The sequence below is a fragment of the Streptococcus parasanguinis ATCC 15912 genome (genome assembly GCF_000164675.2).
GTDB classification, from domain to species: domain Bacteria; phylum Bacillota; class Bacilli; order Lactobacillales; family Streptococcaceae; genus Streptococcus; species Streptococcus parasanguinis.
In genome coordinates this window covers 374,717-387,063 of the sequence record NC_015678.1, presented here as the reverse complement: position 1 = coordinate 387,063, position 12,347 = coordinate 374,717, and the positions used below count along the sequence as shown (strand labels likewise).

The following is a 12,347-nucleotide window of genomic DNA, read 5'->3' as shown; positions in this document are numbered from 1 at the left end:
CAAAGTTAAAAGAGCCCTAAGGCTCTTCAAAGTCATATTTCATACGCTTATAAAGATTTGCTTTGATCTAACCGATTTAAAAACTCCATGGTCGGACTGTCTTGGTAAAGTTCTTTGAGAGGAATCTTCTGATAGACAGCTATTTCGTCCGCAGTCACACCATAACGAATTAATAGATCATAAATACGATTTAAATCATGACGTAATTCATCCGTTATGAGGACATTATCGCTTGTTTCTTTTGTTTTCCAATAATAAGATGGTAGAACTTCCTTGGTTTCAATTAAAACATTTTGCAATAAGGTTCCCCCATGACTATCCTTCTGAGTGATATCTGCCCCAAGTTCCAACATTTTCTCAAAAACCTTGAAAGACTGGTCCGCCTTTTCCTTAGACGAATACATTTCATATTGGCCATTCCAACGTTTGATCATGCGCCTGCAGTCAAATACAGCTCTTCCACCGGCTGTTTGGATGACTGGTTGACAAAATGGATTCAGCTCGGTCGACTCTTCAATAAAGTTAAGATCTGCCCCTCTATCAATGAGTAAGTCTGCAATATCTAAATGTCCCGATTTGATAGCGACTTGAAGGAGCGACTGTCCCTGATCTCTTTTAGGTTTGTCACCCGAAACAGCATTGACTTCTTCAGGCTTTTTATCCAATATCTGACGGATAGCCTCTAGATCTCCTCTTCGCAACATCTGAAAGGTTTTTTGCATGGTCTTGCCCCTCTCTCATTATAGATAAGAATGACACTGTGTTGATACTTTGATCCTATCTCTAGGTTCTTCGTTAAACTGATTATACCATTTTATGGACTCTTAATTAAAGTCCTAAAGGGTAAATATGACAGACTCCCACCGAAAGAGGTATAACCCTATTTCAATGATTTTCGTATAGCCACTAGCCAAGAGGCTACTAGGATTTCGAAAATAACTAGAAGGATGATCTGAGGAAGAAAACTTTGAACCAGCATAAGGACAGCCAGACTATCGATCAGCATATGAGCCAGGATACAAGGGACAGCTCCTTTTGAATACTCCTTGAGCGCTCCAAATAGGAAGGTATTCCCTAAAATCATCAGGTAAAAGATGAGATAGTTGGACGAACCTGCTGTAATCCAAGGGAGTTGATAAATAGGGATATGCCATAGGAACCAGACAATGGAAAGACCCATCATTTTAGGTATAAAGTGCTTACTAAAGGAAAGATGATCTTGTAAAAACCAACGCCAACCGACTTCTTCTAGACCGCCATATAATAAGGTCCAGGGGAAATAAAGGAAGAAGGCCAAGAGGGAGTTCCCAGTAAAGCGAACATTCATGAGCAGGATGGAGATTCCATAATAGATGACGGGAACGAAGAAAGCTAGGATCCAGGACAGGGGACTTTCTTTTTGAAGAAAAACCTTTTTGAAAAAATCACCCAAGGATTTGACTTCACCCAGGACAAGAGAAAAGACCGCCGCAGTAATCAGGGGAATACAGTTCATTAGGATAAACAGTAGTGAGGCACCTATACTAGTCCCATCAGGGAAAAACCAAAGGATAACTTGCCCTACTAAAAAGGTAGCTAGGAGCGCAGTCAGTGCATACCAAATAGCGACTGATTGTTTTGAAATAAATTTTCTCATTTTTCCTCCTTTACTGTTACATACTTCTTTCTTGCAATCATGATTGCTAAACTAATAATAAGAATTTTACTGACTATAGATAGCCATACCTCTTCATTCACTAGAATCTGAGACAAGGAATTGATACAGGCATGGGTCATGACACAGATCCATAAATTTTTCGTTTTATGATACAAGGCCGATAAGATAAAGCAGTTAGTTAGCAGACCTACTAGAAACGGAAGCAACTGAATGACAGCTAAAGAACCATCGATATAAAAGTATAGTAGATGCCAACTAGACCAGGCTAAAAAGGTGATCACAGTAGCTGAAAGATATGGTATTTTTTCCTGCAAAGTTGGTTGAAAGAAATAACGCCAGCCAATTTCTTCAACTCCACCAAAAAGAAGAGCCTTGAAAAAAAGCACTACTGGCAAGACCAACGATTGAGTAGTGATCTTACCACCAAAGATAAAGGGGAAAAAGTCGAGTAGCAAGAAAACAAGCACCAAACAATAATTTGCTAACCTGTCTTTGACTTGAAAAAAATCTTTGAGAAGTTGTTTAAAACTAGATTGATGGTAACTAATGCTTGCAAGACTACCCCAAAAAGCAGATGATAAGCCACCTAAAACAACAGCGATGATCCCCATTGGTGATGTAAAATCAACCTTCGCTCCTCCTGCTCTTAAAAGCCACACCAGAAGGCTGACTCCTAATATTTGACCGAAGGTCCCTAACAAATACATAGATAGGGCTTGCTTTCTATTCATTCATGATTCCTTTTCTATTCTTTCATCTAGTTCATGACTCTATTAGATTTGGAGCATCCCCTAATCCGCATCAACCCATAGATGGTATTGTTCACAATGGAGACATCGAAAGAGATAGCCACACATAGAACCATCCTTGACTAAGTATTCAGCTACATCCTGAAATTCATTACGTGACTCGTATTCTGCTAAGACTTGCTCAGCAATGCCCATTTCTTCCAGTTCACGAGTGCCAACTGTCCCCAGATAGGCGCAGTAGTCTCGGCAACAAGAGAGCCAATATTCGCCCTGCCAGCTACTATAGCCTGGAGTTTGACAGAATAGGACCTGATCTTTTTCCTTATCCATGACCCCTTGCCAATCAGCATCTTGTATAAACTCTGCTTCAAACTTCTGGGCAGCACGACCTGTAGCAATACAAGTCGGACAGAGATGGCTTAGCTCCTCCACACAATAAGGTCTCAGAACATAATAGATGGTGTGGTCTTCCCCACACGAAGGACAGGTCTTAGGCTCCCCTTCCTTAAAAGCACCAGTCCCTAGTGGATCCGGATGATAGCGGAAGGTTGGCAAGGAACTGATTTTCTCTTTTTGAGTCTCTTTTTCTTTTTCAGTCAAAGGACGAGGGAGAGCAAAGCGATCTCCATGACTGAGACTCATCTTTTCTAAGGTAAAAAGCTTCTTAACTTGCTTGCGATCAGACTTGTCTACTAGCTCTAAGAAGAGGGAAAAGGCACTAGCATACAAGCCCAACTCTTGGTAAACATCCACCAATACCTGCTTGGCTTCTGGAGTTTCCAGTAAAGCTAGCCGATCCGCAAATTCATAGAGAGCCAGCACGCTGGATGAATCCTTCTCTTGCTCTTGGAACTGCTTTTTAAGATGGATATATTCTTTCATAGAATCATTCATATGACTACTCGCTTTCATTTTTAAAGGAATCAAATCGTAGATCCTATTTCTACAGATGATTGTATTCTAACCTGGATCATGTACTTTAAACCCATACCTACCTGCATTTCGTTTGAGCTTCTCCACCAGCTCTTCATTCCGCTTGCTTTTTCCAAAAAAGAAGGGAATAGTCTTTCCATTTCTAAGCTCGATATAAAAAGCATAGCGAGCCCCACCACCAGATCGTCCACGAAAAATTGCATAGGTGATTTGCTTGATCTCTTTCAGTGGGATCCTGCGACGACTGAAACACAGAGCGACATGGATATAGAAGATTCCACGGCTAATGTGGAAAGGGGCAAAGAAGGGACCACTACTACGCCTCGCGATTGCCCTTCTTCTCAGGAAAAGGAGAACAGTGAAAACGAGCAAGAAAACTAGCACAAATAGAATAGGAGCATATAGTTGCATTCCTTCAAACTCTATCACATGACTAGCCATTCTCGCTCTCCTTCCTGTTTTTACTTGGTAATGTCAGTTCTTAAATAGTAGCTGTCACCACTTTTTTGCCTTAGAGATTTTTTGCATGATCAATACGCTGATCAATGCGATTGCTCCATTTTGTTAATTCTTTTAGCGTCTCCACTTCACAAATAAATAGGACGTAACTATCGCTATCAATGTCTATTCCACCTACACAGAAACCTTCTGTTTCCCATTTCCTATCGAGCATAGAGCACCAATTCGTAATAGTGTCCTCTTCATCAAACCAATCATCTTCCATCTGAAGATTCTTCTTTTCAGCCAGTGATTTCATGAAGTAACTAAAATCTTCTAATTCAGGATTCCAATCTAATTCAACAGCTTCATTCGCATCTATCAATTCATCTGCAATGCCAAGCCAAATAATAGTTTCTTCTGTTTCATCCTCATCAATTCCACGCTCATCATAGCGATCAATATTTTCCTCAAAATAAGACCAAGGTGATTCTAAGCAATTTTCAATAGCATCATAGATAGAGCTGTCCTCAGTCAGTAACCGAACGATACGAGTATACTCTTCTTTCGCTGTTTGATTCATTATTCGTTATCCTCACTTTTCTATAGTTTCCTTTGTTCCTAGATTTCTAATCTTATATAAAATTGTCACTTTCCATTTGGGGGTCTTATTTCATCTCAACCCATTTTTCATTGTCCATGATAAAGGGCTTAGCCAGACCTTCACCTGTGTAGTTCTGGTATTTGGTCTCCAAGTATTTGTAGACATCTTCCTTGGTCGCAAACTTAATGGCTTGATAGGGCTCTTCAAAGGTCAGCTTCTCAACAAAGAGATAGCCGTCCTTGGCAGGAACCAAGACACCGACGTGCCCGACAAAAAGGGTATTGCCATCTAGGTTATCATGAACAATAACGGAAAGCATGCGCGCATTTTCATTGAACTTGAAATGAGCAAAATATTCTTCCATCTTCTTGGCATGGACCTTGACATCCGTTGTAGCCTCTGTTGGAACCCGTGAATACAGAATGTTAAAGGCTTCCTTGTCTGCCTCATCGAAGACTTTTCCTTTGTCAATGGCATCATTGTCCACAAATAAAAGTTCACTATCCGCTTTCATCTTAGGAATCTCGATGCGATTCTTCAGAAGAGTATAACTATTGATCCGGCAGTTGGTCCCGACGAAATCGCCCTTTTTCTTGGTCCACAAGTCACTGATCTTCTCAACATTGTAGTCTGTTTTCTTGAACTTACTGAAGTCACCCGTCAAGCCGACCGAGCCTACAATGCTATCGTAGTCTGTTACTAGACCTAGAAACTTGTCTACACTTTCCTGATCCAAATAAGCAGACAAAAGAGTCCGCACTTCTTCGACACTCGCCTTGCTGTTGAGGTTGCTGTAGCTTCCCTTGTAGCGCTCCTTGTCTGAACTAGATTTCTGCACAGTGGAACTTTCCTGCTTTTCCTTAGATTGCTTTTGGTTGCTACCACAAGCCGCTAAAGCAAAGATCGCCAAGACGCAGCTAGTAAGAAGCATGATTTTTTTAGATGGTTTCATAAAATGGTTCCTTCTAATAATTGTTGTAAGAATCATTTATTTTAAAGTTTCTTAGCTTCATTATATCAATAAATAGATTGAAACAGAAAGAAAAAACTCTCTACTATAATAATACTGATTTTAAAACAATAGTTGAGGATCTAGTGTTAAAAAAACTATTTTCTTACATACTATTAATTATTTGATATAATACTCCAAAGGAGGTAGGCAAATGGTAGTAGAAACTGTAAAAGAAGGAAATTCAACCAAAGAAGATAACAATCTTGACTCTGATTTGACTAATGATATTTTTGATGAATATGATGATATTTTCAAAGCTTTAGTCGGAAACTGACAATCTATCTAATAGAAAAACAGATTGATAAAAAAGCATGTTTTTGCCAATGCCAATAAACGAACAGCCTTTTACGTTTTGGTGAAATTTTTACGATTAAATGGTTATCATTTTTCTGTCACAGTTGATGAGGCCGTTGAGATGTGCGTTAAAATAGCTGTGGAGTCATTAACTGATGAAAAGTTAGCAATCTACTCTAAATGGATTTCTGAACATTCATGTAAGGAGACTGGCAAACAATAAGATTACAAGTCTAATTTGATTTAGCATAAAAAATAAGAAAAAAGACAATATTAGAATTCTGGAATTCAGAAAACTGATATTGTCTTTTTTACGGAATGTTTAATCGTAATTGTAGAAATAAATACATTTCCTTTAAAACTCTTATTTAATCTTGTGTTTGTTCATCTTTTCTTCAAAGATAGCTGTCATAATTTTGCGGAGCTCTTCGCCTTCTTTTTCAGGAAGGTCCCCTTGACGTTTTGCCACCGCATAGAGTTCAGGGTATTGCTTGGCTACACGCTCAACTGTCTTGGTTGTCGCATGCCCTCTGACAAAGAAAGGAATGCGTTTGATCCATTCTTGCGGTACAAGGGCAAGCAACTTCTTCGCTGCTTCTTTATCAGAAATCTCAGCCGTACTCAATCCTTGCTTGATTTGTTCTTGTTCTTTTTCTGTAAAATCTTTTAATTCCATAGTAAACTCCTCATTTGTTTATCTAAGGACACATTATACACCTATGGAGAGGAAAGTACAACTAAAGAAACTGAAAAACAGAGCAAGGGTAAGTCATCCCTGACTCTATCTCTTAATCGTTAAATCTTATGAAGTATATTGATTTCCGATTTACTGTGGAGCATCTCCCTTTTGCTTTAAATAATAGTCACTTGCCTCAGTTAGTTTTTTATAATAATGATCGTAACTCTTACTAAATTGTCTAATCAGAGGAATAGCTACTTCATAGTAGTGATGGTTAATCAAAAATGTTTTCAGTTGATCTTGAATATTTTTCATTGGACTTGTTTTGTAATCATCACTGTTCAAATAGCGATCAAAAATAGAAATTGTGTCCTTATTTTCATTATGCCACTTTTCATAACTTTCTACCGCAGCTATCTTAGCTTCATTAACCTCTTTTAAGGTCTTCATATTAAAACTAGAACTCAGTTCATCAACATAATCCTGTTCTTCTCTGCTTAACTCAAAGGTTGGAAGGCTATCTAAATATTGAATATACTTCTTAAATGCTTCTTCTCCATCTTTTGACAAGGGCTCCTGTAAAAAAGGCTGATAGGCAGCAAATAAGCATTGCCCCAAGTATCCTGGAAATGCTCTTTCGAGTCTCTTATAAAGGGAGTCTTCAGCTTCGATGACCGCAAGTTTTTCATTGATCAAATCCGTGTCTTCGCCTTTGATATAGAGATCGAACACTACTTTCCGTTTCTCATCACTTTCTAGTTCTTGCTCTTTTCTTCTGAGAATACTAGATGCAGTAGCCCCATCTGACTTCAGACAGTCCTTTATTTCTGTTATGGTTAGCCCTAATTTTTTAAACAAGGCAATCTTATTCAGAATCTCTACATCCTTTTCCGAATATTCCCTATACCCATTTTCTAGTCTTCGAGGATGAATAAAACCTTTTTCTTCATAGTATTCTAGTGCTTTTCGAGTTAAAGCTGTTATTCTTTGAATATCATTTCTTAACATGATCTTGCACCCCCTTTATCTATATAATACTCCTGTCCCCAAGGGGCATGTCAACCTTTACCTTATAAACAGAAGACAATCATTTTTTAATCTCTTTTATCTCTTATTATAACAAGGTTCCACGAATATATCAGTCATTAAAAAAGAAAAACAGCCAACCCTGTGGTTAACTGTTTAAAAAGAAGTTACCAAGTATATTTATAGAAGTATCAGCATTCAATTTTACTTTAAATCGTACTTCCAGTCTTCTCCATCTTGGTAGTAGAAAAATTCAGACAGGTCTTCTTCAAGAAAAATACGAAGCATATCTTCCATATCTAAGGAGAGGTCTAGATTTGGCAATTCTTTCAGGTTCTCCCACCAGACTTCTCCCTCTTCAGAGGATATTAAGTCTCCTTCAAACTTTTCTGTCTTATAAAAGAGAACTACATAACGAATGTCGTCTTCCACCCAATCTTTCATTCCACACATCTGCGGAGAAGCAATCCTTAAGCCAGTCTCTTCCTTCACTTCACGGATCACTGCTTCCGTAAATGATTCTCCCACTTCGACATGACCACCAGGAAAGGTTATGCCTGGCCAGTCTTCTTTTTTTCGATCCATAACAAGAACTCTATCTCCGTCTCTTACCATACAAAGATTTGTAAACTCAACGGTCTCATTCATACAAATACTTCCTAACTATGTTTGTCTTTTTCTTTAAGGATAGGATAAACAATCTGTACCCTATGCTTTTTTTGGTTGCACTTGCGTATGGGCTGGCAAGTCTCCTAGATGCCTCTTATCTTTCCGAAACATCGTCATTGCCAGTAAGGAAACGGCGAGTAGAGTAGCCGAAATAGAAAGGACAATGAATAACATATCAAAATCACTATAGAAGCCATGAATCGTGCCCATATGACCGAGTTGCCAAGGTAAAAATTTGATGACATTTCTAATCAAGCTTGCCTGCACTGTTTTTTTCTGGTAGACCAGTTCAAGTCCCGCTTTTACCTTCCCAAAACTGCCATCATTTTTATAATCCAAGAATGTGAAAAGAAGCGTGATTGGCAAAACAGAGGTAAAAAATACAAGCCACTGCGACTGAATTTCTGTAAACTCTGGGACGCCATTAAAAAAGATGATGTAAATAAGCATCGAACCTAAAAATAGAAAAACTAAATAAGCTAGAATGAAAAGATAATCAAACAGAAATTCTGTCATTCTTTTTTTAAACGAAATAGGATTGATTGCTAACATCTTCATCACTGTCTCCCCCTTTCTCATCTCCTATTATAATATAAGGGTGCGAATAAAGATACTATTTATAAAAAGAAGCCTGCAATCTCTCGATTCCAGTCTTCTTCATTCCTAATCTTCCCTATAAATAACAAAGCCATTTGGCTGAATGTTCAATCGATCATCAGAGATGCTCCCAAGACTAATCAGATCTGCTTGTCCTCTTTCTAAGACAAAGTCTGTCTTCGAGTGGTTAAAGTAGGCTTTGAGAAGGTGGCCTTCATGCTGCCATTCTACTGCTACTACATCTAGCTCTACTTCTTCCAGACTCACTTTACCATACTGAATCATGCCCGCTACTTCTTTTCGGAGTTGGATCAAGTCCTTCATAAAATTCAGCATATCATTGTCCTCTGACACGCGCTCCCATGGCATGACACGGCGGCAATCTGGGTCTGGACCACCGATGAGGGCTAGCTCCGTTCCATAATAGATACAAGGCGTTCCGCGTTGCAGATAGAGGAAGGCGAGAGCAGACTTGACGGACTGAAGATCGCCTTTGGCCGTCGTCAAAATGCGCTCTGTATCATGCGAGTCCAAGAGGTTGAACATGACCTCAGAGATTTGCTGCCTGTAGTACATCGACTGGCTATTGATCTCCCAAATGAAGCGTTGCGTCTCCTTATGCCCCCGCAGGAAATAATCCTTGATACTTTCAGAGAGGGGATAGTTCATCACCGCATGGAACTCATCACCATTGAGCCATGGTTGGGACGAATGCCAGATTTCTCCGAGGATATAGAGGTCTGGCTTCTTGGCCAAGACCGCCTTACGGAAATCTCGCCAGAATTGATGGTCAATTTCATTGGCCACGTCCAGTCGCCAAGCATCGATCTCAAACTCTTCAATCCAGTATGTCGCCACCTTCAAGAGATAGGCCTTCACCTCTGGATTAGCCGTATTGAGCTTAGGCATATAGCCCGCAAAGGCAAAAGCATGGTAAGACAAGTCGCGACTATTCCACAGATTTTCTGAGGAGACAGGGAACTTTTTAATATGGAACCAATCCTTGTAAATCGAATCCTCCCCGTGTTTGACCACATCCTGCCATTGGGGTGAATCATAGCCAATATGGTTGAAGACGGCATCCAGCATGATCTTCATCCCACGCGCATGAGCCTCTTTCACTAGTTTGCGGAAGGTCTCTTTATCACCAAAATGTCGATCAATTTCAAAGTAATCAATGGTGTCGTATTTGTGGTTGCTTGGTGATTCAAAAATCGGGCAAAGGTAGAGCCCTGTAATTCCTAGATCCTGCAAGTAGTCCAAGTGATCGATGATTCCCTGCAAATCTCCACCAAAGAAATCCAACATTGTAGGGGCAATTGACGCATCCCAAGGACGGACACCCTCTGGGGAAATGGCTGGATTCCCATTGGCAAAACGCTCAGGAAAAATCTGATACCAAACTGTCTGAGCCACCCAGTCCGGAACAGCACACCCATCAATCTCATGGATAAAAGGAAGCTTAAAGCCATTCATGACGAAGTCCAGGTTCTCCTTGTTGTAGGCTGCCACACCTCGATCTCCGTACAAGATCTTCTCTCCCGCTGTATCCTCTAATTCAAAGAGGTACTGGATCCGTGCATGGCTGACAGATACCGAAACTTGCCAATAATCAAAGAGGTCGTCGGTCGTCACCTTGTCCATTTCCTTGGTTGCCTCATATAGATCCTCTATAAAAATAAAAGGATCCCCATAATGCAAGACAATCCGTTTGATATCCTCTTTCTTAGTCCGGATGCGAATATGGAGCTGGCCATCCTTATAAAGATAGGCATACTCCGATTCAGGCCGGTGGTAAATCGCTGTTAATTCCATCTGTCTCGTCTCCTACTATACTCTCTTTTCATCATTCACTGTTTTATGCAAACGATTACACAAAACTCACTCTAGTATACAACTTTAGAAAAAGGTTTGCAAGATCTTGTGAGATAATTTTAGACTTCTAACTTTTTAAGATTGTAATGCAACACAAAAAGCCCAGCGATTGGGCTTTCTCATCATCTAAATGACTGATACTCATTCCTTACTTGTATGCCGTTTTCCAAGACTGAGCGCTTGCTCTTCTGACATTTCAACTACTTTCGCAAAGTTGGTATTTCGTGGCATGCTATCCTTAGAGTACCAATAAACCTCAGCACTTCCATTTCTGGCCACATAAACAACTGGAGCCAGTTGAAGAGTTGGCTCTGTAGGCTGGACAGGTTGAACGGGCTGTGCAGGCACTGCTGGCTGACTCGGTTGAGGGGCTTGACTTGGTTTCGTCTCTACAGAAGGACTGGCTGGTTGTGGTTGACTACTTGGTTCCGTCGGCACTAAAGATGGCTTGGCGGTTCCCTTCAGATAGTCAATGGTCGCATTCTTGGAATAATTATCCAAGGTAACGGTGGTGATCCCATAAGCATCTACTGACTCTTCGGGGCTACTTAAATTGATTGGTAGAAGGTTGCCATCTCGATCAATTCCTACATATTGCAAGGTCACCTGCCGAGGAATCAATTCATCCCCCGTATAGACAGGCGTCACCTTATAATCCAGCCAATAATTGGGGTGGGTGGCCAGCCAGCTATCGAGCCTTTTCTCGTAGTAAAGCATGCCTTCCACATTGCTATCTGCTGTCCCTTTATAATTCCCCGTATTGGTCCAAGCAGTTAGCGGAACCAGATTTTTCCCTTCATTGGTCAAGCCACTAAATTGATAGCCAATCAGATGCCCTCTATGGAACAGCCAGGCCTTCTTCCCTTTGTTTCCATAAGCAATCTTATAATTGTGCCAGCCAACCGGATTATAGTTGAGACGTGGTTCTCTTTTTTTCTTTGGCTCATCCTTGTCCTGCAGCTGAATATGTGCCGAAGTCGCCCGACCTAAATGATCAAACTCACCTAGAACGAGCTGCTTATTGCCATTAAAAGGCAATAGATTCAGACTCTGGTAATCGAGGCCCGTTTGCTGGGCTTGAGCCCCTTGAACAATGGCCATGGACATAAAAACCGAGACCAGCGTAACAATAACATTTTTCAAAAACCGTTTTGTAACCATGATTGAAACTCCCACATTTCTATCTAGTAATATTATAGCAGAAAACAGCGGTTACAAACATAGAAGATAGGCAATTTCTTCTCCTATGTCAATTAGATTTTTCAATAAGTTTATTTTTACTTTAATATTCTTTAGTGTATAACATATTGACTATTATTTTAATACATAAAATGATACACAACTATTCTAAATCAACTTATATTCATACCACTCTTCATCTACTTTCTGAAATCCCAAAGCCAAAAACATTCTTTGACTTTGAGTATTAAAAGGATAAATTTGAGCAGTTACCTTAACCATTTCTTTCTCTTTGGCCAACTGTATCATTTCAGAAACACATCGTCTTCCGATATGTAAATTCTGATACTCTTTGCTGATCACTATAGAAAGCTCTGAATTATCTTGAAGTGTCACATCTCCAACTAACACTCCCTCATATTGGATATAATAGCAAGAACCATGTGAAGATAGGTAATCATACATTTTATGAAGTTTTGTTACATCGTAAATCTGATCAGTATTATCCACTTGTTTGCAAACCTCACTATCTTGATACCAAAGAAGGGAGATCTCATCATTCCTATAATAGGGAATAAGCACTATCTGATCGTCTACTATTCTATTCATACTTACTCATTTCTTTCATCATAATG

General features: G+C 39.8%; 15 protein-coding genes and 1 pseudogene. 2 read left to right on the top strand and 14 right to left on the bottom strand.

Annotation, left to right across the window (positions count from 1 at the left end; translation table 11 throughout):
- Nucleotides 1-47: 47 nt before the first annotated feature.
- The 7 genes from HMPREF0833_RS01925 to HMPREF0833_RS01895 form a co-directional block, all read right to left on the bottom strand.
- On the bottom strand, nucleotides 48-722 hold the full coding sequence (locus HMPREF0833_RS01925; RefSeq protein WP_013903463.1) for an ankyrin repeat domain-containing protein: 675 nt from the start codon (nucleotides 720-722) through the stop codon (nucleotides 48-50).
- 158 nt (nucleotides 723-880) lie between these two features.
- Nucleotides 881-1,636, bottom strand: coding sequence for a CPBP family glutamic-type intramembrane protease (locus HMPREF0833_RS01920; RefSeq protein WP_013903462.1), 756 nt, complete (start codon nucleotides 1,634-1,636; stop codon nucleotides 881-883).
- Complete coding sequence (locus HMPREF0833_RS01915; RefSeq protein ID WP_013903461.1) at nucleotides 1,633-2,388, bottom strand: CPBP family intramembrane glutamic endopeptidase; 756 nt, start codon at nucleotides 2,386-2,388, stop codon at nucleotides 1,633-1,635. Before HMPREF0833_RS01915 ends, HMPREF0833_RS01920 begins: the two co-directional genes overlap by 4 nt.
- A 60-nt stretch (nucleotides 2,389-2,448) precedes the next feature.
- Nucleotides 2,449-3,300 carry a CbrC family protein gene (locus tag HMPREF0833_RS01910; RefSeq protein WP_041818174.1) on the bottom strand — a complete coding sequence of 284 codons (852 nt, stop codon included), beginning with the start codon at nucleotides 3,298-3,300 and terminating at the stop codon, nucleotides 2,449-2,451.
- Nucleotides 3,301-3,366: 66 nt separating this feature from the next.
- Complete coding sequence (locus HMPREF0833_RS01905; protein WP_013903459.1) at nucleotides 3,367-3,780, bottom strand: hypothetical protein; 414 nt, start codon at nucleotides 3,778-3,780, stop codon at nucleotides 3,367-3,369.
- A gap of 70 nt (nucleotides 3,781-3,850) precedes the next feature.
- A complete protein-coding gene (locus HMPREF0833_RS01900) occupies nucleotides 3,851-4,360 on the bottom strand; it encodes a DUF6630 family protein (RefSeq protein WP_013903458.1) in 510 nt (169 codons plus the stop codon).
- Between the two features lie 85 nt (nucleotides 4,361-4,445).
- Nucleotides 4,446-5,333 carry a DUF4300 family protein gene (locus tag HMPREF0833_RS01895; protein WP_041818172.1) on the bottom strand — a complete coding sequence of 296 codons (888 nt, stop codon included), beginning with the start codon at nucleotides 5,331-5,333 and terminating at the stop codon, nucleotides 4,446-4,448.
- A gap of 211 nt (nucleotides 5,334-5,544) precedes the next feature.
- On the opposite strand from HMPREF0833_RS01895, the gene HMPREF0833_RS10960 reads away from it, so the two are divergent.
- Both HMPREF0833_RS10960 and HMPREF0833_RS01890 read left to right on the top strand, forming a co-directional pair.
- Entirely contained in the window at nucleotides 5,545-5,667 is a 123-nt protein-coding gene (locus HMPREF0833_RS10960) for a hypothetical protein (RefSeq protein WP_013903456.1), read from the top strand.
- A 21-nt stretch (nucleotides 5,668-5,688) separates the two neighbouring features.
- Nucleotides 5,689-5,910 (top strand): annotated as a pseudogene (locus HMPREF0833_RS01890) (type II toxin-antitoxin system death-on-curing family toxin); the annotation flags it as partial.
- 141 nt (nucleotides 5,911-6,051) lie between these two features.
- Here HMPREF0833_RS01890 and HMPREF0833_RS01885 read toward each other — a convergent pair.
- From HMPREF0833_RS01885 to HMPREF0833_RS01855, 7 genes are all read right to left on the bottom strand, one after another.
- Complete coding sequence (locus HMPREF0833_RS01885) at nucleotides 6,052-6,363, bottom strand: hypothetical protein (RefSeq protein WP_003006843.1); 312 nt, start codon at nucleotides 6,361-6,363, stop codon at nucleotides 6,052-6,054.
- 150 nt (nucleotides 6,364-6,513) lie between these two features.
- Complete coding sequence (locus HMPREF0833_RS01880) at nucleotides 6,514-7,374, bottom strand: MerR family transcriptional regulator (protein ID WP_013903454.1); 861 nt, start codon at nucleotides 7,372-7,374, stop codon at nucleotides 6,514-6,516.
- A gap of 222 nt (nucleotides 7,375-7,596) precedes the next feature.
- Nucleotides 7,597-8,040, bottom strand: coding sequence for an 8-oxo-dGTP diphosphatase (locus HMPREF0833_RS01875; RefSeq protein ID WP_013903453.1), 444 nt, complete (start codon nucleotides 8,038-8,040; stop codon nucleotides 7,597-7,599).
- A 60-nt stretch (nucleotides 8,041-8,100) separates the two neighbouring features.
- A complete protein-coding gene (locus tag HMPREF0833_RS01870; RefSeq protein WP_013903452.1) occupies nucleotides 8,101-8,640 on the bottom strand; it encodes an RDD family protein in 540 nt (179 codons plus the stop codon).
- A gap of 84 nt (nucleotides 8,641-8,724) precedes the next feature.
- Nucleotides 8,725-10,473, bottom strand: coding sequence for a glycoside hydrolase family 13 protein (locus HMPREF0833_RS01865; protein ID WP_013903451.1), 1,749 nt, complete (start codon nucleotides 10,471-10,473; stop codon nucleotides 8,725-8,727).
- 201 nt (nucleotides 10,474-10,674) lie between these two features.
- Nucleotides 10,675-11,694, bottom strand: a complete 1,020-nt coding sequence (locus tag HMPREF0833_RS01860) for a DNA/RNA non-specific endonuclease (RefSeq protein ID WP_013903450.1) — start codon at nucleotides 11,692-11,694, stop codon at nucleotides 10,675-10,677.
- Nucleotides 11,695-11,880: 186 nt separating this feature from the next.
- Nucleotides 11,881-12,321, bottom strand: coding sequence for a GNAT family N-acetyltransferase (locus HMPREF0833_RS01855; protein WP_013903449.1), 441 nt, complete (start codon nucleotides 12,319-12,321; stop codon nucleotides 11,881-11,883).
- Nucleotides 12,322-12,347: the final 26 nt, after the last annotated feature.

Bases quoted from the DNA above. Each gene is read 5' to 3' on its own strand.
- HMPREF0833_RS01925 (WP_013903463.1), bottom strand. From the start codon at position 722: ATGCAAAAAACCTTTCAGATGTTGCGAAGAGGAGATCTAGAGGCTATC.
- HMPREF0833_RS01920 (WP_013903462.1), bottom strand. From the start codon at position 1,636: ATGAGAAAATTTATTTCAAAACAATCAGTCGCTATTTGGTATGCACTG.
- HMPREF0833_RS01915 (WP_013903461.1), bottom strand. From the start codon at position 2,388: ATGAATAGAAAGCAAGCCCTATCTATGTATTTGTTAGGGACCTTCGGT.
- HMPREF0833_RS01910 (WP_041818174.1), bottom strand. From the start codon at position 3,300: ATGAATGATTCTATGAAAGAATATATCCATCTTAAAAAGCAGTTCCAA.
- HMPREF0833_RS01905 (WP_013903459.1), bottom strand. From the start codon at position 3,780: ATGGCTAGTCATGTGATAGAGTTTGAAGGAATGCAACTATATGCTCCT.
- HMPREF0833_RS01900 (WP_013903458.1), bottom strand. From the start codon at position 4,360: ATGAATCAAACAGCGAAAGAAGAGTATACTCGTATCGTTCGGTTACTG.
- HMPREF0833_RS01895 (WP_041818172.1), bottom strand. From the start codon at position 5,333: ATGAAACCATCTAAAAAAATCATGCTTCTTACTAGCTGCGTCTTGGCG.
- HMPREF0833_RS10960 (WP_013903456.1), top strand. From the start codon at position 5,545: ATGGTAGTAGAAACTGTAAAAGAAGGAAATTCAACCAAAGAAGATAAC.
- HMPREF0833_RS01885 (WP_003006843.1), bottom strand. From the start codon at position 6,363: ATGGAATTAAAAGATTTTACAGAAAAAGAACAAGAACAAATCAAGCAA.
- HMPREF0833_RS01880 (WP_013903454.1), bottom strand. From the start codon at position 7,374: ATGTTAAGAAATGATATTCAAAGAATAACAGCTTTAACTCGAAAAGCA.
- HMPREF0833_RS01875 (WP_013903453.1), bottom strand. From the start codon at position 8,040: ATGAATGAGACCGTTGAGTTTACAAATCTTTGTATGGTAAGAGACGGA.
- HMPREF0833_RS01870 (WP_013903452.1), bottom strand. From the start codon at position 8,640: ATGAGAAAGGGGGAGACAGTGATGAAGATGTTAGCAATCAATCCTATT.
- HMPREF0833_RS01865 (WP_013903451.1), bottom strand. From the start codon at position 10,473: ATGGAATTAACAGCGATTTACCACCGGCCTGAATCGGAGTATGCCTAT.
- HMPREF0833_RS01860 (WP_013903450.1), bottom strand. From the start codon at position 11,694: ATGGTTACAAAACGGTTTTTGAAAAATGTTATTGTTACGCTGGTCTCG.
- HMPREF0833_RS01855 (WP_013903449.1), bottom strand. From the start codon at position 12,321: ATGAATAGAATAGTAGACGATCAGATAGTGCTTATTCCCTATTATAGG.